General features: G+C 43.0%; 27 protein-coding genes. 19 read left to right on the top strand and 8 right to left on the bottom strand.

The window, feature by feature from the left end:
* Nucleotides 1-22: 22 nt before the first annotated feature.
* Complete coding sequence (locus tag ACE4RR_RS08515) at nt 23-1,966, bottom strand: aconitate hydratase (RefSeq protein WP_375534991.1); 1,944 nt, start codon at nt 1,964-1,966, stop codon at nt 23-25.
* A 215-nt stretch (nt 1,967-2,181) separates the two neighbouring features.
* Between ACE4RR_RS08515 and htpX the strand changes: the two genes are divergently transcribed.
* The 10 genes from htpX to qoxD all read left to right on the top strand — a co-directional run bounded on the left by htpX (nt 2,182) and on the right by qoxD (nt 11,716).
* Complete coding sequence (gene htpX, locus ACE4RR_RS08510; protein WP_375534990.1) at nt 2,182-3,075, top strand: protease HtpX; 894 nt, start codon at nt 2,182-2,184, stop codon at nt 3,073-3,075.
* A gap of 402 nt (nt 3,076-3,477) precedes the next feature.
* Nucleotides 3,478-3,879, top strand: coding sequence for a DUF2935 domain-containing protein (locus tag ACE4RR_RS08505; RefSeq protein WP_375534989.1), 402 nt, complete (start codon nt 3,478-3,480; stop codon nt 3,877-3,879).
* A 176-nt stretch (nt 3,880-4,055) separates the two neighbouring features.
* Nucleotides 4,056-4,646 carry a copper resistance CopC family protein gene (locus ACE4RR_RS08500; RefSeq protein ID WP_375534988.1) on the top strand — a complete coding sequence of 197 codons (591 nt, stop codon included), beginning with the start codon at nt 4,056-4,058 and terminating at the stop codon, nt 4,644-4,646.
* 20 nt (nt 4,647-4,666) lie between these two features.
* Entirely contained in the window at nt 4,667-5,776 is a 1,110-nt protein-coding gene (locus ACE4RR_RS08495) for a copper resistance D family protein (protein WP_375534987.1), read from the top strand.
* A gap of 348 nt (nt 5,777-6,124) precedes the next feature.
* The gene (rarD, locus tag ACE4RR_RS08490) at nt 6,125-7,051 is read left to right on the top strand and encodes an EamA family transporter RarD (protein ID WP_375534986.1); all 927 of its coding nucleotides are present in this window, start codon (nt 6,125-6,127) and stop codon (nt 7,049-7,051) included.
* 29 nt (nt 7,052-7,080) lie between these two features.
* Nucleotides 7,081-7,491: an RDD family protein gene (locus ACE4RR_RS08485; RefSeq protein ID WP_375534985.1), complete on the top strand. Its 411-nt coding sequence runs from the start codon at nt 7,081-7,083 to the stop codon at nt 7,489-7,491.
* A gap of 305 nt (nt 7,492-7,796) precedes the next feature.
* Complete coding sequence (gene qoxA / locus ACE4RR_RS08480) at nt 7,797-8,744, top strand: cytochrome aa3 quinol oxidase subunit II (protein ID WP_375534984.1); 948 nt, start codon at nt 7,797-7,799, stop codon at nt 8,742-8,744.
* 102 nt (nt 8,745-8,846) lie between these two features.
* Nucleotides 8,847-10,736 (top strand): cytochrome aa3 quinol oxidase subunit I, encoded by a 1,890-nt coding sequence (gene qoxB, locus ACE4RR_RS08475; RefSeq protein ID WP_375535096.1) that lies wholly within the window; start codon nt 8,847-8,849, stop codon nt 10,734-10,736.
* The gene (gene qoxC, locus ACE4RR_RS08470; protein ID WP_375534983.1) at nt 10,733-11,341 is read left to right on the top strand and encodes a cytochrome aa3 quinol oxidase subunit III; all 609 of its coding nucleotides are present in this window, start codon (nt 10,733-10,735) and stop codon (nt 11,339-11,341) included. The genes qoxB and qoxC overlap by 4 nt, the downstream gene beginning before the upstream one ends.
* On the top strand, nt 11,342-11,716 hold the full coding sequence (gene qoxD / locus ACE4RR_RS08465) for a cytochrome aa3 quinol oxidase subunit IV (protein ID WP_375534982.1): 375 nt from the start codon (nt 11,342-11,344) through the stop codon (nt 11,714-11,716).
* Between the two features lie 77 nt (nt 11,717-11,793).
* Here the strand turns inward: qoxD and ACE4RR_RS08460 are convergent, their stop codons facing one another.
* The 3 genes from ACE4RR_RS08460 to ACE4RR_RS08450 all read right to left on the bottom strand — a co-directional run bounded on the left by ACE4RR_RS08460 (nt 11,794) and on the right by ACE4RR_RS08450 (nt 14,130).
* On the bottom strand, nt 11,794-12,102 hold the full coding sequence (locus ACE4RR_RS08460) for a hypothetical protein (protein ID WP_375534981.1): 309 nt from the start codon (nt 12,100-12,102) through the stop codon (nt 11,794-11,796).
* Between the two features lie 344 nt (nt 12,103-12,446).
* Entirely contained in the window at nt 12,447-13,247 is an 801-nt protein-coding gene (locus ACE4RR_RS08455) for an SDR family NAD(P)-dependent oxidoreductase (RefSeq protein ID WP_375534980.1), read from the bottom strand.
* 22 nt (nt 13,248-13,269) lie between these two features.
* On the bottom strand, nt 13,270-14,130 hold the full coding sequence (locus ACE4RR_RS08450) for an AraC family transcriptional regulator (RefSeq protein ID WP_375534979.1): 861 nt from the start codon (nt 14,128-14,130) through the stop codon (nt 13,270-13,272).
* 126 nt (nt 14,131-14,256) lie between these two features.
* Between ACE4RR_RS08450 and melA the strand changes: the two genes are divergently transcribed.
* From melA to ACE4RR_RS08435, 3 genes are all read left to right on the top strand, one after another.
* Nucleotides 14,257-15,765, top strand: a complete 1,509-nt coding sequence (gene melA / locus ACE4RR_RS08445) for an alpha-glucosidase/alpha-galactosidase (protein ID WP_375534978.1) — start codon at nt 14,257-14,259, stop codon at nt 15,763-15,765.
* A 260-nt stretch (nt 15,766-16,025) separates the two neighbouring features.
* Entirely contained in the window at nt 16,026-16,643 is a 618-nt protein-coding gene (locus ACE4RR_RS08440) for a protein kinase family protein (protein WP_375534977.1), read from the top strand.
* A gap of 199 nt (nt 16,644-16,842) precedes the next feature.
* A complete protein-coding gene (locus tag ACE4RR_RS08435) occupies nt 16,843-17,619 on the top strand; it encodes an enoyl-CoA hydratase-related protein (RefSeq protein ID WP_375534976.1) in 777 nt (258 codons plus the stop codon).
* Between the two features lie 83 nt (nt 17,620-17,702).
* Here the strand turns inward: ACE4RR_RS08435 and rpsN are convergent, their stop codons facing one another.
* Nucleotides 17,703-17,972 carry a 30S ribosomal protein S14 gene (gene rpsN, locus ACE4RR_RS08430; protein WP_375534975.1) on the bottom strand — a complete coding sequence of 90 codons (270 nt, stop codon included), beginning with the start codon at nt 17,970-17,972 and terminating at the stop codon, nt 17,703-17,705.
* Nucleotides 17,973-18,129: 157 nt separating this feature from the next.
* On the opposite strand from rpsN, the gene ACE4RR_RS08425 reads away from it, so the two are divergent.
* Genes ACE4RR_RS08425 through ACE4RR_RS08410 form a run of 4 tightly spaced genes read left to right on the top strand, consistent with a single transcriptional unit; the run spans nt 18,130 to nt 19,932 of the window.
* Nucleotides 18,130-18,720: a DJ-1/PfpI family protein gene (locus ACE4RR_RS08425; protein WP_375534974.1), complete on the top strand. Its 591-nt coding sequence runs from the start codon at nt 18,130-18,132 to the stop codon at nt 18,718-18,720.
* Between the two features lie 17 nt (nt 18,721-18,737).
* Nucleotides 18,738-19,160, top strand: coding sequence for a hotdog fold thioesterase (locus ACE4RR_RS08420; RefSeq protein ID WP_375534973.1), 423 nt, complete (start codon nt 18,738-18,740; stop codon nt 19,158-19,160).
* A gap of 2 nt (nt 19,161-19,162) precedes the next feature.
* A complete protein-coding gene (locus ACE4RR_RS08415) occupies nt 19,163-19,603 on the top strand; it encodes a cupin domain-containing protein (RefSeq protein ID WP_375534972.1) in 441 nt (146 codons plus the stop codon).
* Between the two features lie 53 nt (nt 19,604-19,656).
* Nucleotides 19,657-19,932 (top strand): GNAT family N-acetyltransferase, encoded by a 276-nt coding sequence (locus ACE4RR_RS08410; RefSeq protein ID WP_375534971.1) that lies wholly within the window; start codon nt 19,657-19,659, stop codon nt 19,930-19,932.
* A 63-nt stretch (nt 19,933-19,995) separates the two neighbouring features.
* Here ACE4RR_RS08410 and ACE4RR_RS08405 read toward each other — a convergent pair whose 3' ends face one another.
* Genes ACE4RR_RS08405 through ACE4RR_RS08395 form a run of 3 tightly spaced genes read right to left on the bottom strand, consistent with a single transcriptional unit; the run spans nt 19,996 to nt 22,044 of the window.
* The gene (locus ACE4RR_RS08405; RefSeq protein ID WP_375534970.1) at nt 19,996-20,604 is read right to left on the bottom strand and encodes an alpha/beta hydrolase; all 609 of its coding nucleotides are present in this window, start codon (nt 20,602-20,604) and stop codon (nt 19,996-19,998) included.
* 16 nt (nt 20,605-20,620) lie between these two features.
* The gene (locus ACE4RR_RS08400) at nt 20,621-21,601 is read right to left on the bottom strand and encodes a ring-cleaving dioxygenase (RefSeq protein ID WP_375534969.1); all 981 of its coding nucleotides are present in this window, start codon (nt 21,599-21,601) and stop codon (nt 20,621-20,623) included.
* 2 nt (nt 21,602-21,603) lie between these two features.
* Complete coding sequence (locus ACE4RR_RS08395) at nt 21,604-22,044, bottom strand: MarR family winged helix-turn-helix transcriptional regulator (protein WP_375535095.1); 441 nt, start codon at nt 22,042-22,044, stop codon at nt 21,604-21,606.
* A 141-nt stretch (nt 22,045-22,185) separates the two neighbouring features.
* Between ACE4RR_RS08395 and ACE4RR_RS08390 the strand changes: the two genes are divergently transcribed.
* Entirely contained in the window at nt 22,186-23,064 is an 879-nt protein-coding gene (locus ACE4RR_RS08390; protein WP_375534968.1) for an SMP-30/gluconolactonase/LRE family protein, read from the top strand.
* Between the two features lie 71 nt (nt 23,065-23,135).
* A complete protein-coding gene (locus ACE4RR_RS08385) occupies nt 23,136-24,047 on the top strand; it encodes a DMT family transporter (protein WP_375534967.1) in 912 nt (303 codons plus the stop codon).
* Nucleotides 24,048-24,089 lie beyond the last annotated feature (42 nt).

Here is a 24,089-nt window from a genome sequence, read left to right as displayed (position 1 = left end):
ATTCTCCTGTTAAAAAATTCTGTTACTGTCTGTCTTTGACCCAATTAATTAAACCGCCTTTTAACAGGATGTCCTTCTGCCGATCTGATAATTCATGTTTAAGCCCAATTTCTTTTCCGCTTTCTTTAATGATTGCTTTTAAGTCTTTTCCTTCTTTAATCGAAGCATGAATGTCTACAATTTGCAGAACATCACTTGAGTTAATTTTGTCGTAATCACTTTCATTTGCAAAGGTTACCGGAAGAATACCAAAATTAACCAGATTCTGCCAATGAATTCTTGCGAAGTCTTTTACGATAACTACTTTTAAGCCAAGATATCTTGGGGCAAGCGCAGCATGTTCCCGGCTAGATCCCTGGCCATAATTGGAACCTCCGATAATGGCGTGGCCGCTTTTCTCCCTCATATCCATCGAACGACTGTAATAGTCCTCATCTAAAATCTCAAAAGCAAATTTACTAATCTCCGGAAGATTACTTCGATACGGCAGGACCCGTGCTCCACCGGCTAAAATTTCATCAGTAGAGAAATTATCCCCTACTTTAAGCAGAATTGGTACTTCCATTTCATCAGGGAGTATATCCATTTCAGGCAAAGAAGCAATGTTTGGCCCTTTTTCAAGCTGGATTTTCAGGGATTCTTCCAATTCCGGAGGCTCCTGCAGCAAACGGAAATCCACGGTAGGCTTATCTGGGTCCTTGACCTTCGGGTATTTCATTTCCAGTGTCCGAGGATCTGTAATTCTTCCCTTTAGGGCTGAAGCAGCTGCGGTTTCCGGGCTGCAAAGGAATACGCTGTCTTCCCGAGTTCCTGAACGGCCCGGAAAGTTACGGGGTGTCGTTCGCAGACTGTTTCTTCCTGAAGCCGGGGCCTGGCCCATGCCGATACAGCCGTTACAACCGGCTTGATGAAGGCGCCCGCCGGCTGAAAGCAGACTGGCCACGTGACCGTTTTCTACTAAATCCGTCAACAATTGCCTCGATGTAGGATTAATGTCAAAGGAGACCCCGGGCGCAATCTGATTATTTTTTACGATTTCTGCTGAAATGGCAAAATCACGATAACCGGGATTTGCTGATGACCCAATGTATGACTGGTAAATTTCTTCCCCGGCCACTTCCTCTATAGGAACAACATTTCCTGGACTCGATGGTTTTGCAATCATCGGGACTAATTCCGAAAGGTTAATTTCTTCCTCTAAATCATATGTTGCTTTTTTATCTGCAGTAAGCTCCATCCATTCATCTTCACGTCCCTGGCTTTTCATAAATCGTTTAATTTCTTTATCGGAAGGAAACACAGTAGCTGTTGCGCCAAGCTCCGCCCCCATATTGGCGATTACGTGTCTATCCATGGCACTCAGCTCCTTCAAGCCGGGACCGTAATATTCTATGATTTTATTGACACCACCTTTTACATCATGGCGTCGCAGCAGCTCAAGAATTGCATCCTTCGCACTTACCCAGTCCGGCAGTTTGCCAGTAAGCTTGATGCCCCAAATTTGAGGCATTTTCACATAGTATGGTTCTCCGGCAATTGCAAGTGCAACATCAATACCTCCTGCGCCCATCGCAAGCATACCCATGCATCCGTTCGCACAGGTATGGCTGTCTGAACCAAGCAGCGTACGCCCCGGCCGGGCAAGCCTCTGCATATGAACGGGGTGGCTGACCCCATTACCTGGACGACTGAAATATAAGCCGAACCGTTTTGCTGCACTTTCTAGAAATAAATGATCGTCAGGGTTTTTACTGTCTTCTTGAATCATATTGTGATCCACATACTGAGCAGAAGCTTCTGTTTTTGCGCGTTCTATCCCCATCGCTTCGAGTTCAAGCATAACCATTGTTCCCGTAGCATCCTGAGTCAGAGTCTGGTCAATTTTCAGGCCGATTTCTTCTCCCGGCTCCATTTTGCCGGAAACAAGGTGCTCACTTATTAATTTTTGTGCAACATTCTGAGCCATCAATACCCCTCCAATGAATTATTTCTGATTTTGAAGTAATTACTTCCACATGTGTATATGTTTTCTATTCCTTTTGTGATGTATGTACAAACAATGAAATATTTCTGTATAACAAGATTCTACGGGACAAAAATGTTAAAATAACAATGAATCTTTTTCCCGCTTCATTCGTACAAGTAATAACAAATACAATTTTGTCTTGGGAGGCATCGGCGTTGGGTAAAAGAATAATGTTGTTTATTTTAACAAACGTACTCGTCATCACGACGATTACGATTGCGATAATGGTGCTGGGCATGTTTGGGGTAAACCTGAATTACATCACAGCGGAAGGCTCAATTAATTTTGTCAGTCTCTTTATTTTAAGCGGTGTGATTGGGTTTGCAGGGTCATTCATCTCATTGGCTATGTCGAGATTTATTGCAAAACAGGCGATGGGTGTAAAGGTGATAGATCCTGATAAAAGTACTGGTGTCGAAAGGCAGCTCGTTGAAAGAGTACACCGGCTGTCCCGCAGAGCCGGCTTGACGAAGATGCCGGAGGTCGGTATTTATAATTCTGCAGAAGTGAATGCTTTTGCTACAGGTCCAAGCAAGAAACGTTCGCTTGTGGCAGTGTCGAGCGGTCTGCTTCAGTCTATGGATGACGATGCGGTCGAAGGTGTTCTCGCTCATGAGGTGGCGCACGTGGCGAACGGGGATATGGTGACAATGACACTTCTTCAAGGTGTTGTTAACACGTTTGTCGTTTTCTTTTCCCGTATCGCAGCATTTTTTGCGTCCCGCTTTATTCAAAACGACGCTGTTAGAATGATCGTTCATTTTGGAGCAATCATCGTTTTTCAAATATTGTTCTCCATCTTAGGAAGCCTTGTCGTGATGGCATATTCCCGCTACAGAGAATTTCATGCTGACCGCGGAGGGGCTGATCTTGCAGGTAAAGACAAAATGGCGCATGCTCTGCGTTCTCTGCAGTCCTATGTGAATAGAGTGGACAATGAACATGCTTCTGTTCAAACATTGAAAATTAACAATAAATCTTCTGCAGCTATGCTGTTTTCGTCTCACCCTCCGCTGGAAGAGCGGATCCGCAGGCTGGAAGAGAAATAAGAAAGATCAAGCTGGGGCTGTATCAAAAGCCCCTTTTTATAGAAAAAGTAGTATCCTAAATAGAAGATAGCAGGGGACAAGTCCGAAGACTCCAGTGGGAAGAGCAGCGGCTGAAGATCCGCCGGGCGCGGGTTTCGCCCGGTTAGCTGAAGCGCTGCCCACGGAAAGCGAAGGACTTGTCCACTGCTTTTTTTACCATGCAAAAAGGGGCGAGTATCATTTATGATACAGCCCCTATTTTTTTGGCTCTAAAGAGAATTTATATGCTGCGGGCTGATCGCATTCCACGGCCAACACTAAAGCAATTGCTCTTTTCCGATGATTCTAAAAATTATTTGTTCTTGGGACAACCTCATATATCATATTTTTTTAAAGAGTTTGATGGCGGAGGAGGGGGATGCAGTGTATAAACAAAGGGAGGATGCACCTCAAAGAGAAGAAATGCTGCAGATTTTTAAGCAGCTGGCGGGCCAGGCGAAATTTTTAGAGGAAAAACTGGCAGCATGTGAAACGGATTATATTCAGGCGACGCAAGGCTATGCAGAAACCTTTAATCACTTTACCGTTCAATTGACTCAGCCGCATTTAAACGTGGCGCTGCTGCATGTAAAAGCGATGGAAACTGTCAAAGATTTTCGGTTTCTGCAGCTGCAGATTTTGAGAAAACAGTTAACCGGCAGGATAGAAATCGATGTTCCGCCTGCAGCCTTAAGTGAATTAGTGAATGAGGCAAATCGAAAACTAAGTAAACTGTCTTATTTTAAAAAGCTTTCTAAAGAAAGCTCACATTTAGAGAAAGCATAATTACAAACGCCAGGCTGCAGAATAAAGCCTGGCGTTTGTAATTTCCTCAAGAATTGTTAATGGAATGTACATAGTAACAGTGGGCAGGATCTGATATAAATAGTAAATAGTCCCCTTAAAATAATAAGCCATCTGAATAATATATGTTTTGATTAAAGGAGAAAGGAAGTGGGAGAATGAGAAAGAAAAGAACTTGGTACGTAGTGTTTACGTTATTGATATTGGCTTTTCCTGCTGCGGCAGGTGCGCACACTCACCTGGAAAGCTCAGATCCGGAAGATGGAGAAACGCTCAGTGAAGACACGGAAGAAATTGTTTTAACATTTGATTCCTCTGTGCAGGAACCGAATGAGGTTACTTTGACTGGAGAAAATGGCGAAGCGCTGACCCCGGAAATTATTCATGAATCAGAAGATACTCTGCAAATTAAGCTTCCAGATGATCTTCAGGAAGGTGATTACTCATTAGCATACAGTATCGTGGGTGAAGACGGTCATATGATGGAAGAGGAATTGACATATACCTTCGAAGCAGATGAAACGGATCAGGATACAGCAGAGGAGGAAAGTGAAGCGGAGAAGGAGAATGCGACTCCAGAGGAAGAAAGTCAAAATGAAGAAGAAGCTTCAGATATAGAAGGTAATGAGGAGAATGATAGTGAAACCGAAGAGAATAATCAAAACACCTTTATTCTTCCAGCAGCCGGGGGAATGCTGATCATTGCGGCTTTATCTTTGATCTTTTTGTTGCGAAAGAAAAAATCATGATCCTCGCATTGAGTAACAGTATGATGTATTTATGTTTTTCGATTATTATGGGAGGATGTCTGCTGGCACTTATACCAGCTGATAAAAAACCCAGCATTAAGCTTCCACAGAAATGGCTGTCAATAAGCACCGCATTCATTCCGGTATTCGCCGCAGCACCAGTGATTTATCTTGCGGCTGACATCAATAAATATAGAGATGAATCATTTTGGATAAGCTTATTGCACATTTTATTCACTGCAGAAACAGGCAGAGCATGGACTGCGCTGCTGTTTCTGTGTCTTTGTTTTCTAGGACTGATAGGGATCATGTCTCGGACTGCCTCCTTTCCAATTGTATATGCTGCCGGTATTTTTCTGATATTTGGCATGATTACCACGCAGGGGGTTACCGGTCATGCGGTCAGCATGGGAAGCTATCCTGGAGCAGCTGCTCATATTTTTCATTTTATGGCTGTCAGCGCCTGGCTTGGAGTACTATTTGTGGTCAGCTGGTATTCGACTGACGATAACTATTGGAAGGAATTCACAGGCTGGTTTACTCCTATAGCTGTTGGCTGTGTAACCGTCGTTATCTTTTCAGGTATGCTGATGGCTTCTTTCTTGACAGAGGACTTAACGAATTCATGGCTGCTCACTTATGGTCAGACCCTGCTTCTCAAGCACTTGTTGTTCATCCCTCTACTCACCTATGCATGTATTAATGGATTTTTACTAAGAAGAAAAATTAACAGCCATAAGAATTACTCACCACGAATCTGGTGGAGAGCGGAGTCTCTGATTGCAGTTGTTATTTTTGTCGTGACGGCATTCATGAGCGAACAAGAGCCTCCTCATAATATTCAACAGACGCTTGCCTCACAGGAGCCTACACCTATCTTCCAGTCACTGTTATCTTTCGAGGTTTCTCCGGAGACAAATGTTACATTCAGCCCTGATGTCGTCAGCATACTATTTCTAGTAAGCGGACTGCTCTATATCATGATCATCGTAATAGGTTTCCAAAAGAAGCTTTCAGCACCAATCACGCTGCTGTTGAGTTTACTGACGGTGCTCAGTTTGTATTTTGGAGTGATGAACAGTCTTGAAGATACTTCCGCTTCCATGTCCTATCTCTTTCAAGAAGACTAGAATCCCTCACTGGAACGGTCTTCTTTTTTCGAAATTTAAGAAAGTAAGGATTGTGTTGATTGCATCTCTGCAGGCTGCCGCTTTCCGTGGGGCTTGTCTTCAACTAATTCATCCTCAGCGAAGCTTCGTCAGAATGGATTTTCAGACTTCGCTGATCCCGCGACGCACAGGACCTGGCCGGTTTTAATCGACCCGGAGTGTCCGGAATGACCGTTAGAAAGCTGACATGTTTATGTGTCAGTTTTTTCAATTCATTTTTCTGGAAAATACAAATACATATCGTTTATACTGAGAAAGTTAAGAATAATATATCGGCACCCGAAATAATGAGAGATTTGAGGGAGAGACATGGTTAAAAATCAACAGGCAACAGGAGTAGTGATGGCTACTCTTGCTTATTTGCTGTGGGGGGTACTGCCTCTGTATTGGAAACTTGTGGGAGAGGTGCCCTCAGGAGAGGTGCTTGCCCATCGAATAGTCTGGTCTTTGGTATTTATGACAGCGGCCCTTCTCATCATGAGAAAAGCTGGAAAAGTAAAGAATGAAATTGTAAAGACGTTTTCTTCCTTTCAGTCCGGAGCATCTATTACGCTTGCGGCAATATTAATTAGTGTCAACTGGTTTATTTTTATCTTCGCGGTAACAAGTGACAGGGTGATTGAAGCTTCGCTTGGTTATTATATCAATCCGCTTATAAATGTAGTTCTTGCGACTATTTTCTTAAAAGAAAAGCTAACAAAATCCGAGGCCGCAGCTTTTTTTCTGGCAATTGCCGGGGTTATTACATTAACAGCTTCCTATGGATACGTACCGTGGGCAGCATTGGCACTTGCGCTGTCCTTCGGAATGTATGGATTAATTAAAAAAACAATCTCTGTTGGAGCATGGGCCGGTCTTACTATTGAAACACTGCTGATGACACCATTTGCCCTTTTATTTTTGTTGATTATTGGGAATGGAAGTGGGACAGTTTTTTCATACGATAGTGGCGTGGTGATGCTATTAATAGGTGGAGGGGCAGTAACAGCAATTCCATTACTTCTCTTTGCAGCAGGTACAAAACGGATTACTTTTTCGCTGGTTGGATTTTTACAATATTTCGCTCCAACTATTATGCTGATATTAGGAGTGTTTTTATTTAAAGAACCGTTCTCCCCTCAGCAGCTTACCGCTTTTATCATTATTTGGATTGGACTGATTATATTTACAGTGTCCCGGTCAAGCACGTCGTTAAGAAATAAAAGACAAACGATGGTTGCTCATTCAGAAAATTAGCGGGCTTGATGGGAGAAAAGGGGGAAGACATGGAGTATAAAGCAGGCAGTTTTTGGAGAAGGCTTGCTGCAGTTCTATTAGATGGAATAGTTGTAGCTGCGCTCTCATTTATTATTTTTTATCTAATGGGGGGTAACCTTACATCATCACCCACAGAGAATTGGGTGCAGAACCTCATTTCTTTATTATATGGAATGGTCCTGCCGGCAGTCTGGAGCGGGTACACACTAGGAAAAAAAGCGCTCGGTGTAAGAATCATTAAAATGGACGGCTCCAATGTTAGTTTATGGACGATGTTTTTAAGGTATTTTGTCGGTGGCCTTGTAATGGTCGTGACGCTCGGAACAGCCTTAATTGCTTCGATTATTATGATAATTGTAAGAGAAGATAAACGTGTCGTGCATGATTTTATTGCTGGAACGAGAGTTATTAAAGCGTAAAGAGAATACAACTGTTTCATTACTTTTATTATTGTAGTGAAACAGTTGTATTTTTTGTGTATTTCCAAAGGTTGCATGTATATAACAGATTATCTCAATGAACCGTTTTCAATATTGACTGTTTTATGAAGGATTTGTGTTTATTTTGAAACATTTTCGTGAGAGTTGTTTGACAGGTACTGACAGAAAGCCTCAAATTGTAACATATCTGCTATGATAAACTTGTGTATTTTTCGCCAGTACAGGGAAAAGGTTCACATCATAAATTAAGAGATATATCTATATAGAAAGGAGTGCTGCGTCCGGTGAGGCAATTAAATTCCTGGGTAAAACGCTTAGCACTATTGCCGGCTCTCGCTTTTCTGTTACTCACAGGGGGATGTGCAGAGCTTACAGTGCTGGATCCAAAAGGTCCGGTCGGATCCGCCCAAAAAGATCTCATAATGTTTTCTATTATTTTAATGCTTGTCATAGTCGTGGTCGTATTTGTATTGTTCACGTACATGTTAGTCAAATATCGAGATCGTCCAAATCGTGATGAAAAAGACTATGATCCTGACCACGAGGGAAACACAATGCTTGAAATTGTCTGGACGATTATACCGTTTATTATTGTCGGAGCGCTATCTGTTCCGACTGTTATTACGATTATGGATCTTGAGGAGCCCCCTGAGGCTACAAGTGATAAAGAACCGCTCGTTGTTTATGCAACGGCTGCAGACTGGAAATGGTTTTTCAGTTATCCGGAGCAGGGAATTGAAACGGTCAATTACTTACACATTCCGACAGACCGGGCGATTGAATTTAGACTGTCTTCGGCTGATTCGATGGCTTCCATCTGGATTCCTGCTTTAGGCGGGCAGAAGTATAACATGGCCGGAATGGAAACCAAATTATATCTCCAGGCAGATGAAGAAGGGACGTATGACGGCCGGAACTCAAACTATAACGGTTCTGGTTTTGCAGAGCATACCTTCGAAGTGATTGCTCAGAACGAAGAGGAGTTTGTGGACTGGGCAGACGAGGTAAGCAATAATGCTCCTGAATTATCGCAGGACGAGTATGACGCCATGCTTGCGCCAGGACTGGTCGAAGAACAGGAATTTTCCTCTACTCATTTAGAGTATGTAGACCATGGGACAAATGAAGGAAGAGACTATACTGTCGAACGTTATGGTCCCGATGTATATGAGAATAAGCTGCATCTAAAAGGCGGCAGAGGAGTAGAAGAAGGTGCGGGAAGCAATGACTAATATCGCACATCGGAAAGCAGGTGAAACGACTTGAACCTTGGTTTTATAGATTTTCTTCTAGAAGACTTTTTAGTCACCGGCCAGCCTCTAATTTACGGGGCGATGGTCTCTATCGTTCTCGTCTCAGCTGCCATATTGTTTGTATTAACCTATTTTAGAAAATGGGGCTGGCTCTGGCGGGAATGGATCATTACAGTAGACCATAAAAAGATCGGTATTATGTATATTATCGCCGCGCTGGCGATGCTTTTCCGGGGCGGGGTCGATGCTTTACTAATGCGTACGCAGCTGACGCTGCCAGGGATGGAATTTTTGGATTCTCAGCACTATAACGAAATCTTTACTACTCACGGTACAATCATGATAATTTTCATGGCGATGCCGTTTCTAATAGGGTTAATGAACTATGTTGTTCCCCTGCAGATTGGGGCAAGAGATGTTGCCTTTCCGGCACTGAATAACCTAAGCTTCTGGTCATTCGCTTTTGGGGCAATGTTATTCAATATTTCCTTTGTAATTGGGGGATCACCTGACAACGGTTGGACCGCCTACACCCCTATGGCAGGCTCAGAGCTTAATCCCGGGCCTGCGCAGAATTACTATTTGCTTGGTCTTCAGCTTTCTGGTATTGGTACGCTCGCTACAGGCATCAACTTTATGGTAACAATATTTAAGATGCGGGCTCCAGGCATGACAATGATGAGGCTTCCAATCTTTACGTGGTCCACCTTGATCACTTCGCTTATTATCGTATTTGCTTTTCCAATTTTAACGGTAGCATTGGCGTTAATGACAGTTGACCGGATATTTGGTTCTCATTTCTTTACGCTTGCCGGTGAGGGCATGCCTATGATGTGGGCGAACCTTTTCTGGCTGTGGGGGCATCCCGAGGTTTATATCGTAGCACTTCCTGCTTTCGGTATATTCTCTGAAGTTATTTCAACATTTGCACGTAAGCAGTTGTTTGGATATAAAGCAATGGTCTATGCGATGGTGGTCATCGCTGGATTAAGCTTCCTCGTATGGGTCCACCATTTCTTTACGATGGGAGCGGGCGGAACTGTCAATTCGTTCTTCTCCATTACCACTATGCTGATTGCGGTTCCTACCGGAGTGAAGATATTTAACTGGCTTGGAACGATGTATAAAGGGAAAATTACCTTTGAAACTCCGATGCTGTGGGCACTTGCCTTTATACCCTGCTTTGTAGTCGGTGGTGTAACTGGTGTAATGCTTGCCATGGCTGCAGCAGATTATCAGTATCACAATACGTATTTTCTTGTCGCGCACTTTCACTATGTACTGATCTCTGGGACAGTATTCGGCTGCTTTGCAGGTCTGACATTCTGGTACCCTAAAATGTTTGGTCACAAGATGAATGAGTTTTACGGAAAAATTAGCTTCTGGCTGTTTGTGATAGGTTTTAATGTATGTTTCTTTCCGATGTATTTCCTCGGATTTGCAGGAATGCCTCGGCGGACGTATACAATTGAACCGGAATGGATGGCACTTAATGTAACGGCTTCTATCGGTGCTATTTTAATGGCTGCAGGGTTTGCTGTCTTTGTATATAACATTTATTACAGCTTCCGCTACAGCACTCGTGAAACTACCGGAGACCCTTGGAACGGAAGAGCACTTGAATGGGCAACACCGACGCCAGTGCCTTTTTACAATTTTGCTACAATCCCTCATGTGGAAGCACCAGAAGCCTTCTGGCACATGAAGAAGAATAAAAGAGTGACGTACGATGAAAGCAAGCTGGAACCGATTCATATGCCTAATGACACGGGCACACCTTTCATTATGATGGCCTTCTTATTTGTGGCAAGCTTCGGTCTTGTCTGGGAATGGTTCTGGATGGCGATTCCAGCATTAATTGGGGCGATTGTTTATATGGGCATCCGTTCCTTTGAAAATAACGACGGATTCCATGTCCCGGTGGATGAAATTAAACGGACAGAAAAAGAAGCAAGGGAGGATAAACGATGAGTGGACATGCAGATTTAAAAACCGGCCCTATCGAATATCGTTCCCATCAAGGCAGAATGGACATCCTTGGCTTCTGGATATTTCTTGGTGCGGAGGTAGCGCTTTTTTCTACGTTGTTCGCCACGTACGCCGTCATGTTCGGGCGTACCGGTGATGCAAATACACCACATGAACTGTTCGAACTGCCGATGGTCCTCATCATGACCTTTCTGCTTCTGACAAGCAGCTTTACGTGCGGACTGGCTATTCACGAAATGAGGAGGGGCTCTCAAAAAGGAATGCTCGTATGGATGGGCATTACACTTGCTCTCGGGCTTGGCTTCCTTGGATTTGAAATTTACGAATTCGTTCACTATATTCATGAGGACGCCGCCATGACGTCGAGCGCATTTTGGTCAGGCTTCTTCATTCTCACCGGCACACATGGCCTGCACGTCACCTTAGGTATTGGCTGGGCAGTGATGGCGCTTATACAGGTTATCATGCGGGGTCTGAATCCTATGACCGCGAAGAAGATATTTATTGTTGGTCTTTACTGGCACTTTTTAGATGTTGTCTGGATCTTTATTTTCACAGGTGTTTACCTGATAGGGATGGTGGTATAGATGAGTTCACATACCGATGAACGTTTCCCTAAAAAACACGTGATTGGTTTTCTCGCTTCTATTATTCTGACACTTGTTGCTGCGTATACTGCTCTTGGAAGCGGATTGCCGACGACCTGGATCATTATTATCATTATGGTGCTTGCCGTAATTCAAGCTGCAATTCAGCTGTTCATGTTTATGCATATGACGGAAACAGACAGTGGCGGCCTGCAGACAGGCAATATTCTATTCGGATTTTTCACAGCGGCTGTCATTGTGGCAGGATCGGTTTGGGTTATGTCCTTCGGATATCATCATGATCATGGCGGAGGCCCTGATGAAGGCGGATCTGATTCAGAAGAACATGAAGAACACGAGGATATGGACCACTAATTTAAGAACCCTCTGGAGCAAGAGCTTCAGAGGGTTTTCTGCATAGGAAAACCCGGCACTGAGGCCGGGTTTAGTTTCTAATTGGAACGAATACTGGATTGCAGCTCAGAGCGCAGGCGGCGCATCGGCTGTTTGATTTCCAATTCTTTGAAGAAAGTAATCATCAGCATAATCAATGCTACATCTGCCAACGCAAGGCTTCCGTAGAATGCGATTACAGAAGTAGGAGCATTTAACAACGTAATTGATGTGAAATGACTATAGAAATAATCCCACATGCCGAGCATTAAAGCAAACTGTATAACGGAAAGCCACTTATAGCCCCTTCTCCAAAAAATCAACGGGCTGACTGACGCCAACAGCATAAAAATTAGAAGAACATCCATATTAGCACACCTCTTTAGTAATGTCGTTTGAAGTAAATTCATTAGTAAACGGTTTCATTTATTAAGTTACGTTTATTGTAACAAATGATTCACAAAAAAGACATATAAAAACGCTGAAATTTGAATTTTTTTTGAAGGAATTTTTTTCGGGTTGATTTTTAAAATCTGGTATAAATATATACATTTGAAAACCTGCGATTGCAGGGGCGGTGTTGTTTTAAAAAGCAGCAAACACAGTAAAACGCGCTTTTTGAAGTGATTAGCGGAAGCAGGGTCCGGAGAACTAGCAGCACACAAACCAAAACGGACTTTCCACTACGCCAATACAAATAAGAAACTAAAGATTATCTCAAAACACTTCCTCCTGAAATTTTCACTGATTCTCCGACGATGTTAGCTGCTGCATCAGTCAGCAAAAAAACAATGGTGTGTGCTACTTCCTCAGGTTCGGTAATTCGGCCGGAAGGGAGGCCGTTAGCAGCAATCTCCATCTGTTCTTCGAATGTATTTCCATTTCGGTCTGCAATCCGCTGAATAGCGCGTCTGCCCATTTCTGTATTAACAAATCCTGGGCAGACTGCATTGACACGAATGCCATGGGGAATGGCTTCTACTGCCATTGAATGTGTAAATCCAATTAATGCGAACTTTGAAGCGGCGTAGGCAGTATTCCCATAGGTTCCCCGAAGTCCCGACAGCGATGAAACATTTACAATTGCGCCTTCTTTCTGGCTGCGCATGGATTCATAAATTTTTTGAGTTAATAGGACAGCTGAAGTGTAATTCACATGCATAATTTTTTCCATCTCAGCCTGCGTGAGCTCCTCGACAACAGCGCCGCCACTGACTCCGGCAGAATTAACGAGCAGACTGATAGGACCGTGCTTTACAGTAGCTGAATCCACAAGCTCATTTCTATCCGTTTTTCTTCCAATATCGGCAGTGTGTATATAAATTTCTGCTTTTGAGTTGGTTAAAAGAATTTCTTCCTTTAATTTTTCAAGTTTTTCTCTGCGTCTGCCTGTGATTGTAATTTTAGCTCCGGTTTCAGTGAGCTGCTTGGCCGCAGCGTAACCGATTCCACCGCTGGCACCAGTGATGAGAGCATGTTTTCCTTGAAGTGCTGTTGGAGAAAATAAGGTCATATTCTGACTCATCCTTTCATGTTTAGATAATGATATGGTTTACAGTGATTCGATCTTCGCTGTTTCGAAACTTTCCAGGCGAAATGCCAATCATTTTTCGAAACACTTTGTAAAAATAATTATCATCGGAAAACCCCGTTTTTAATGCAATTGTCTTCACTGGCAGATCTGTATTTTGAAGCAGCTCCACCGCATATTGAATCCTTAACCTGGTGATATATTGCTTGGGGGTAAGGTGAAAAAATTCTTGAAACTGCTTAATAAAATATCCTCTGGACAGTTCTGCCAACTCAGCCAATTCCTCTACAGTCACAGGCTTCTGATAAGAGGCATGCAAATATGTAATTGCTTTGGACATGTGTGGAGGAAGATCAACTTTTTTGTCGATCTTTTTCACAAACCTGTAGCACTCCATAATAAATTCATAGGCTTTCGCGGAGGCATAGTATGAGTCGGTGATTCTGCCAGTGCTCGTTTCATCATAAATGGTAAATAAAGACTGAATGACTTTTGCATCGGGTGGGACATCCATAACCGGACCATTTAACTGCAGAATATCACTCCAGCAGGAACGTGTATATTCACCGCCGAGAATGATGAACACAAACTCCCAATGACTGCTTTTACTTGGAAGATAGTAGCGATGGTCGCTGGGAATCTCCACAAGAAAGGCCCGTCCGGCTGATAATTGGTATTTTTTCTTATTCATCTCCAGGACTCCGTTTCCGGAAATAGTGTATTGAAAAAGGTAAGAACCAATATCCTGGCGGGTTAATCCATTCCAATCATAACTAACAGACGTTTGTTTTTCGCGGCCTGCCACTAAAAGATTCGTGGGATTAGAGGAGTTTTGAAAATTAAAGCCATAATTCTTTAAGGACAATTTATTACCCCTTTCTTATACCTTATTACCGTTGTTCCTGTTAGGAAAGCGCTTTATCATAGTAATTATCAACGTACCATGTATTTGCTTAGCGAGCACGTTTTTATTTTTTGGAGGGGATACTGGATGAGTTTTAAAGTAGCTTTTATTGGAGCGGGGAGTATTGGATTCACACGCGGGCTATTAAGAGATTTATTAGCTGTGCCGGAATTTCGTCAGATAGAGGTGGCGTTTACAGATATTGACGACCACAACCTTGAGATGGTAACTGAGCTCTGTCAAAGGGATATAAATGAAAATGGACTCAGCATTAATATTCAGGCGACCACTGATCGGCGGGAGGCGTTAAAGGGTGCCAGATACATTTTTATTGTTGTACGAATTGGTGGGCTGGAAGCTTTTGAAAAAGATATTGATATTCCTTTAAAATATGGAGTCGATCAATGTGTCGGTGACACACTTGGTCCGGGCGGTATTATGTATGGACAAAGGGGAATTCATGCAGTATTGGAATTTTGTAAAGACATTCGTGAGGTTGCTGAGCCGGAGTGTCTGATGTTAAATTATGCAAATCCAATGGCAATGCTCACCTGGGCATCCAATAAGTATGGGGGTGTCCGAACGGTTGGGCTCTGTCATGGAGTTCAAGGCGGACACCGGCAGATTGCGGAAGTATTTGATCTTAAGCAGGAAGAAGTCGATATTGTCTGTGCAGGAATTAATCATCAGACCTGGTATATTCAAATCCGTCATCAAGGCAGAGATTTGACCGGTCAATTGCTGGAGGCATTTGAAAACCATCCAGAATACAGTAAAACAGAAAAAGTGAGAATTGATATGCTGAGGCGTTTTGGCTTTTACAGTACTGAATCTAATGGCCACTTAAGTGAATATCTCCCGTGGTACAGAAAGCGTCCGGAAGAAATCAAGGAATGGATTGATCTTGGATCGTGGATCAATGGAGAAACAGGAGGATATTTGAGGGTCTGTAAGGAAGGGCGCAATTGGTTTGAAACGGATTTCCCAAATTGGATGAAAGAGCCTGCTTTTACTTACACTGCAGGTGAGCGGGGGCAGGAGCATGGGTCATATATAATTGAAGGACTTGAAACCGGACGTATTTATCGCGGGCATTTTAATGTCGTAAATCAGAACACGATAGCTAATCTGCCCGAGGATGCTATCGTTGAAGCGCCAGGGTATGTAGACCGGAGCGGTATTCATATGACGCAGACAGGCGAGCTTCCGATGGGACCGGCGGCGGTATGCAATGTGAGTATTTCTGTACAGAGACTCGCCGTCGAAGCCGCCGTTTCTGGTGATGATCAGCTGCTGCGCCAGGCAATGATGCTTGACCCTTTAACTGGAGCTGTCTGCAACCCGCAGGAAATATGGCAGATGACAGATGAAATGTTAATTGCCCAGGAAATATGGCTGCCACAATATGGTCAAGCAATAGCCGAAGCAAAGCTTCGAATGGCTGAAAAAAACCCGCTTCCGACAAAAAATTATCGCGGAGCAGCACGGCTGCAGGTGAAGACTATTCAAGAAATGAAAGAAAATCGTAAGGCGGCCAGTAAAAATGCCGGTGAAGCGGATAAATCGACCGAAAGGCCAGCTGCATCAAAAGAATAAGAACTATTTTTGCGGAGTTTTCAACATTATTTTTCCGTTTCTCGTCTTTTTAAGTTGGGGAAAACAGAGAAGAAATATCTCGAGTGGAGGAAGCGTACAGTGGCTGCCGCTGGCTTTTCTGCTAGAATCCTTAAGCAAGCTTCGGCATGTTCGTGTTTTGTATTCAGAAAAATCAATTAGAGATTGATTCAAATCATTACTTATTCTTTCTTTCTGTTTTGGTGATATAATGAATGCAAGGGGAGGAAAGAAGGGAGTAAATGCAAGTGAAATCGTATAGTGAACTTGCTGATAGTGTCGTTTTTGTTGGTAAAGGTTCGCGGACGTGGCTTGTATCAAAGGATGACCAGCTTGATTTGATCGGAAAGGGCAGAAGTGCATTCGCCTTTCGGATCCGGGGAACAAACAAGGTGCTGAAGCTTTTTTTTCCTGAATATGAACATATTGCAGCAGAAGAATCAGAAATCTACGCAGCTCTTGAAGGATTGCCCTTTTACCCTGAACTTTACGGTACAGGAAAGAACTTTATTGTATTGGAGTTTGTAGATGGACATACGCTGTTTGAATGCCTGCGTTTTGGACTGCCGGTGAGTGAGACGGATCTAGAACAAGTAGACCAGGCGTTGGACCTTGCCAGACGGAAGGGGCTGAATCCCTCCGATATTCATTTAAGAAACATATTAATTACCAGACAAGGCACTGTAAAGATCATAGACGTAGCAAGGTACAGGCAAACAAAAGAATGCAGTCAATGGGATGACTTAAAAAATGCTTTTACACGATTTTACAAAAAACGTTATTGCCCAAAACGAATTCCTGCATTATTTTTACATTTAATTGCAGCAATGTACAAGCGTAATATTCTGCCAGGAGTATAATTTCAAATTTCAACCCTACGGACGGTTCTTTAGTATAAAAACTAAAGAGCCGTTTTTTCTAATATAAAAATTAATTGATATATGCAATATCCATCATGTGAGCTTATATAATGTTGCATATTTCTCTTAATACTATTTAAAATATGCGTTATTATGAAAGTGGTTTCATTTCCATTCAAATTTTTAATGGGGGAAAATTATGAAAAAAATTATCTTTGATAAGCAGGATCATTTAGGAATTATAACATTAAACCGCCCTGAGCAATTAAACTGCTTTGACTTTCAGACATTGCAGGAATTCCTGGAGATAGTAGAGCTAATTCAAGTGGAAAAAGATATTCGAACAGTAATTATTACTGGAGCTGGGAAGAAAGCATTCAGTGCAGGCGCAGATCTGAAAGAAAGAAAATCATTGTCTGAAAAAGAAGTAAAAAGAAATGTACGAATGCTTCGAAGCTTATTTTCCTCCATAGAAAACCTTCCGCAGCCAGTAATCGCTGCCATTAATGGTTACGCATTAGGAGGGGGGCTTGAGCTTGCGCTTGCATGTGACTTCCGCTATGCAGCTGAAAGTGCTGTCATGGGTCTGACAGAGGTGAGTCTGGCTATTATTCCAGGAGCAGGAGGTACACAGCGCTTAACAAGGTTAATCGGACCATCTCATGCAAAAGAGCTGATCTTGACTGCCAGAAAAATTGACGCTGAGACAGCAAAAGAGCTAGGGGTTGTGAATAAGGTTTTTACAGAAGAGGAACTAATGAAGGGTGCAAGAGAATTAGCTGAAGAAATGATGGCTAATGGGCCTCTTGCTTTAATCCAGGCGAAGTATGCTATAAATCATGGGAACAATACTGATTTAAATACAGGACTTGCCATAGAAGCAAAGGCATATGAAGTAATCATTCCAACTGAAGACCGTCTGGAAGCACTCGAAGCATTTAAAGAGAAAAGAAAGCCCAACTTTAAAGCTGAATAACAATATAAAAAATAGTAAACCACAGCGGGGGCGACTGTGGTTTTTCTAATCTATTTGAAAAGAGGGGTCATAAATGTCATGTGTTACCAGCTGGATTTTTTCACACCAGGGACTTGGCCTTTATAGGCAAGCTCACGAAAGGCGATGCGTGACATGTTAAATTTTCTCATATATCCTCGAGGTCTTCCGGTCAGCTCGCAGCGGTTATTCAAGCGGGTGGGAGAAGAATCACGAGGCAGCTTTCGAAGTGCTTCATAATCGCCTTTTTCTTTTAGCTCCTGACGCAGTTCAGCGTACTTTGCAACGGTCTCCCGGCGTTTTTGTTCTTTCACGACTTTTGACTTTTTGGCCATCCGTCATTCTCCTTTCCTTTATATTTTACAAATCGTAATGAATACGATTTAATACATAGTTGATAATAACACAGCATGATTGGAGAATCAAACAAGACAACAGGATATTTACATCTATATGAAGAAGTAATGGCTTTAGGAAAGGAGTAGTTTAGTCGTGAACAAAAAGCGAGTGGGTATTTATCTTTTTAAAGATGTAGAAGTATTAGATTTTGCAGGTCCGTTTGAAGTTTTCTCAGTAGCTTTTGCATCTGCAGGCAACATAGAGGAAAAGCTTTTTAATGTTAGTACAGTCTCTGAAAATGGAGAAGCAGTAACAGCCCGTAACGGGCTCCGTGTCGTTCCAGATTACAGCTTAAGCACAGCGCCTGCTTTTGATATTTTAGTTATCCCCGGCGGTAAAGGCGCTAGGGAAACAGAAATGCACAAGGAACGATTACATCACTGGATAAAAGAACAGCAGCGAAGTGCCGAAATCATTACCTCCGTCTGCACAGGAGCGCTGGTGCTGGCGAAATCTGGGTTATTAAATGGAAAGTGTGCAACTACTCACTGGGCTTCCTATGAGAGGCTTGAAGAATTCAAAGAAGTAGAAGTGCTCCGCAATGTTAAATTTGTGGACGAAGACAGCATTATTACCTCCGGAGGAATTTCCGCGGGAATAAATATGGCTTTTCATATAATCAACAAGCTGCATGGTGAACAAGCTGTAAAGCTGACGGCGGAGTGGATGGAATATGATCTTTAATTAATGGAGGAAAAACGATGGAAATTGTGAAAAGACGCTTCCAAAATACTCTTGTTGAAGCATTAGGCATTCATTTTTTAGAGCTGGAAGAAACGAAAGTTATTGCCACCATGCCTGTACATAACGCAACTCGTCAGCCGATGGGGCTGCTGCACGGGGGAGCTTCCGTGGCTCTTGCGGAGACGGTCGCCAGTGTCGGAGCGTGGAACCTTATTGATCAGGAGAAGGAATTTGTAGTCGGAGTAGAGATTAATGCCAATCATATAAGGTCTAAAAAGGACGGCACCGTGACAGCAACAGGAATCCCTCTTCATATTGGGAGAACGACCATGGTGTGGGAAATAAAAATTGAAGACGAACAGAAGCGGCTTATATGTATCTCAAGATGCACGATAGGTGTGCGTAGACAGAATATAGAAGAAGGATACGGGAGGGTGTAAAGATGATTGAAAAGAAAACAGGCTCCAATTATAACGCAGTGGACCTGGGGAAAATGGAAAACTTAAAAAGCCACAAAATTGAAGAACCTGTAAAAGCACGCGGGAAGGTGTTTCTAAATGAGCTTCTGGAGCTTACTAGTATGGAGGTTTCTGTGAATTCATTTCCTCCGCATACCTCGATGCCATTTCATCACAAGCACGGAGAAAATGAAGAGCTATACATCTTTATTTCCGGAAAGGGCCAGTTTCAAGTGGACGATGAGACATTTGATATAGAAGAAGGCTCCGTTGTGAAAGTTGCACCAGCAGGCTCAAGAATTTTTCGCAATAACTCAGATGAAAGTCTCTACTATGTATGTGTCCAGGCCAAAGAAAATTCTTTAAACAAAAGTGGCGTATCGGATGGTGAAATTTTAGAAAAAGAAATTCAATGGCCATCCTAGTTTTTTCATCGTTTCTTCAGGGAATAATATCTATAAGGAAGGAGCGATGATGGATGGCTGAATTGAAACAAGGAAGCAATACATTTTATTTAGAAACGAACGGAGAACGTAAAGCGGAAATCTCGTTTACGAGACAGGATGAAAGTTTAATTATTGACAGTACCTACGTATCAGAGGAGCTCCGCGGGAAGGGAACTGGAAGAGAGCTGGTTCATAATGTGGTAGAACTTGCCAGGGCAGAAAATAAAACCATTATACCGAAATGCTCCTATGCTGAGAAAGTTTTAAAAGAAACATCGAAATACCATGATGTATTAGAACCTTTGTAAATACAGAAAAGGCCGGGCTTCTGCTGCCCGGCCAAAATTATTCTTCATTTACATCTACAGGAGTTATTTTAAGTGCTTCTGATAAAAAGCTGACGCTCCCTGCACTTCTGTCACAGTTAATTGATGACCGCTGTGCTCCCATTGAACACTTACCGTGGCTCCTGCGCTTTCAAGCATGGCAGACAAATCCTTCGTTTCCTGCGGGGAGCAGATAGGATCGTTTTCTCCTGCGCCTATAAACACTCCCGTACCGGTTAAGTCAGGCAAATCGATATTTCGGCGCGGCACCATCGGGTGAAAAAGCAGTGCCCCTTTTAATGAATGGTTGTAGTGAAACAGCAGGCTCCCTGCGATATTTGCTCCATTTGAATAGCCGGCAGCCACAATATTGCTTCGGTCAAATCCATACTTTTTTGCACTTTCATCGAGGAAATCATGAAGCTCTTTTGTGCGGAAAATCAGGTCCTCCTCATCAAAGACACCTTCAGCAACTCTACGGAAATACCGGGGCATTCCATTTTCTACAACATTACCGCGCACACTGAGTATAGAGGCTTCCGGATCAATCATCCGCCCAACCTCCAGCAGATCTTCTTCGGTGCCTCCGGTTCCATGAAGCAGAAGTAATACAGGTGCGTTTTTGTCTGAGCCTTCTTTATAAATATGCTTCATATTTACCTACGCTCCTTTATAACTGTTCTGGTTTATAATTAAGTGGTTTTAAGCTTGCTTCAATCTGCTCTCGTTTATTTTCCAAATAAGGAGGAAGAGCTAGAGATTCGCCAAGATGATTAATATCCTCATCCCCGTCAAATCCTGGTCCATCCGTCGCAATTTCAAACAAAATGCCGTTTGGTTCGCGGAAATAAAGAGACTTGAAATAATAACGCTCCACAAATCCCGAATTTGGCAGACCTGCATTGGTAATGTGCTGGATCCATTCATCAAGCGCTGCCCTGTCTTCCACTCGGAAAGCAACATGATGAACTCCTCCGCGTCCCTGCCGTTCAAATGGTAAATCCGGGCGTTCCTCTATATGAACTTCAGCACCGCTCCCGCCCTTTCCTGTTTCAAACACGATAATATCAGGCTGACCATCTTCATGAGAAGGGTAGGTAGATTTTTTGCGGAAGCCCATTACTTCGGTGAGCACATGGACAGTCGATTCAGCCTTGCGCACAGTGAGCCTGATGGGGCCTAATCCGGTAACACCGTATTTCTGTGGCACAGAGGCTCTTTCCCATGGACGTCCGCCTTCAACCCCTTCATTATTTTCATCTGAAACAAGTATCAAGCGCTGCCCTTCAAAATCAGTAAAAGCCAAGGTACTGCGCCCGGCCCGGTATGCAATTTCTTCGTGCTGTACCCCATGATCATCCAGACGCTGTTTCCAATATTGAAGTGCTTCGTTATTGGGCACGCGCAGGGAAGTAGCGGATATGCTGCTTGTGCCCGGCTTATTTGGTGCGGCCATCGGAATTTCAAAAAACGTCAGCTCCGTTCCCGGGTTCCCGCGTTCATCACCGTAAAATAAGTGATATACGGATGTGTCATCCTGATTCACTGTCTTTTTCACAAGTCGGAGTCCAAGCACTTTTGTATAGAAATCTAAATTTTCTTTCGCATTCGCAGTAATGGCGGATAAGTGATGAATTCCTTTTAATTCCATTTTTAAATACCTCCTGAATGTTTATTAGTTTTTTGTAGTTTTCTCAACAATTCCAGCAGTTGCTTTTGCTCTTCTCTCGCCAGGCCTTGAAATTGGGAAGCTTGAAAACTTTCTTGTGCAGCTGCGGTTTTATTTAATAGATCAACACCTGCTTGAGTGAGCGACAGCGTTTTTGTGCGCCATATCTGCTCTCGTAAAATCAATCCCCGGTCTTCGAGCTTTTTCAATAATTGAGTCATGTTTCCTTTGGTAACAAAAAGCTTATCAGCGAGCTGCTGCTGACTTAACGGCTCGTGCGCTCCGGTTTGAACGAGTACGTCAAATTGAGCAACGGTAAGGTTATAAGCTTTTAAATGTTGATTGGATTTCCTCAGGCTTTCGTTATAAAATCGCGAAAGCCGGAACCAGATCATCAGCCCCAGCCGTTCATCATGTTTAGTCATTTTCATAGACATCGGACCCTTTCAGGTAGTCTTTCAATGATTTTACCCTTATCAGTTTATATATAAACTGATATTTGTACAAGAATAATGTTTCAATAAAGAAGGTTTAGGGTTAAAAGAAGAATAAAGGAGGCGTCTTATGTGGGTAATCTTGAACAAATAAGTGAATTTAAGGCGGAGCTTGGAGAAGGGCCGGTGTGGGATCACTACAATAATGTGCTCTACTGGGTGGATATCGAAGGAGAAAAATTACTTAAGTATAACCCGGATACAAGTGAAGAGAAAATTTTTCACATAGGCATACGGACTGGCGCAGCAGTTCTTATAAAAAGTGGGACATTGCTGCTTGCCACTGAAACCGGTTTCTACGAATGGGAGGAAAAAACAGAAAGGTTAACATTTATTTCAGACCCGGAAGAGAAAAAAGATGGCAACCGATTTAACGATGGTAAGGTAGATCCGCACGGTCGCTTCTGGGCAGGGACGATGTCTCTTCACGGAGAAAGTGGAACCGGTTCCCTTTATCGATTAAATCATGATTATTCGATAGAGACCGTGAAAACAAACGTCACCATTTCCAATGGGCTGGCGTGGGTGCCGGACGGTTCGAAAATGTATTACATTGATACTCCGACAAAAAAAGTTCAGGTTTTTGATTTAAACCGTGACACGGGGGAAATCGTAAACGAGGCCACTGCATTTCATGTCCCGGAAAACGAAGGCCGTCCAGACGGTATGACGATTGATGAAGAAGGAATGCTTTGGATAGCCCATTTCAACGGAAGTCAGGTAGCCCGCTGGAATCCCGCTACGGGAGAAAAAATGGATTCTATTCAAATGCCGGTATCATTATGTACATCTTGTACGTTTGGCGGACCGGAGAGGAAGGATTTATACATCACTACAGCAAAGATGATATTTTCAGAGGAAGAACGCCGCATGCAGCCGGAAGCAGGAGGCCTCTTTCGGATATCTTTAGATATAAAAGGTGCTCCATCCTATACTTTCAAAAAATCATAAAGCTGTTAACTGTAAATTTCCGGAGAAGAGAAGTACAATGGATGAGAAGCTGAAGAAAGGGTCTATGTCATATGAAAGCGTATATTTTTCTTCTCATTACTGTTATTATCTTCTCCGGGAATATTATTGTTGGGAAAGCTATCAGCGATCTTCCCCCTTTTACTATTGCATTTTCCAGAGTGACACTCGCTTTTTTAATAATATTACCGATTGGCCTTTCACAGGCAATTAAATACAAAAGTACATTCGTGAGCGAATGGAAGCCGCTGCTCGGCATGGCACTCACTGGAGTGGCTTTTTTTAATGCCTTAATCTATGCCTCTCTCCAATTCACGAGCCCGACCAATGTGGCAATTATGGAATCCGCCATCCCCGTCGTTACGATTTTAATCAGCTTGTTATTTTTAAAAGAAAAGCTCCGCCCCTTACAGTGGATCGGTGTTCTGCTTTCCGTAGGGGGAGCAGTCTGGGTCATTACAAATGGTTCCTGGCAGGTGCTTGCGTCCATGGCATTTAATATCGGAGATGTCATAATGATTGGAGCCGTAGTGACCTGGGTCTCGTATTCTATGCTTGTTAAGTACCATATGATGAAGTTCCCTGTGTACGGTACATTAGTAGTAATGCTTGCAATTGCCATTCTTGCACTGCTTCCATTTGCTGCGGTGGAATGGTTCAGGCTGGGATGGCCTGACCTTTGGAGAGCCGATCGCCTGCTTGGGGTGGCGTACCTCGGAATTTTTCCATCTGTGATTGCATTAATCTTGTACAATAAAGCTATTGAAGAAGTCGGCCCATCGATTTCGGCAGTATTTTTAAATTTACTTCCAGTCTTTACAATGGCGGGAGCATTACTGTTTCTAGGAGAAAATGTAACTCACGTTCAATTAATTGGTGCATTTATTGTAATCTCCGGTGTTTTTTTAACCACCGTACGCAGAAAATCACTAAAGAAAAAGCCGGCAGTCATTAAAAATTTATGAGCCGGCAGCACACCTCATGCCCTGATGTTACCAAGTCTGAGA

The sequence above is a fragment of the Alteribacillus sp. HJP-4 genome, assembly GCF_042139015.1.
In the GTDB taxonomy this organism is placed as follows: Bacteria; Bacillota; Bacilli; order Bacillales; family Marinococcaceae; genus JBHIKY01.
The sequence above is the reverse complement of the archived record's forward strand: the minus strand, read 5'-3'. Positions and strand labels throughout refer to the sequence as shown.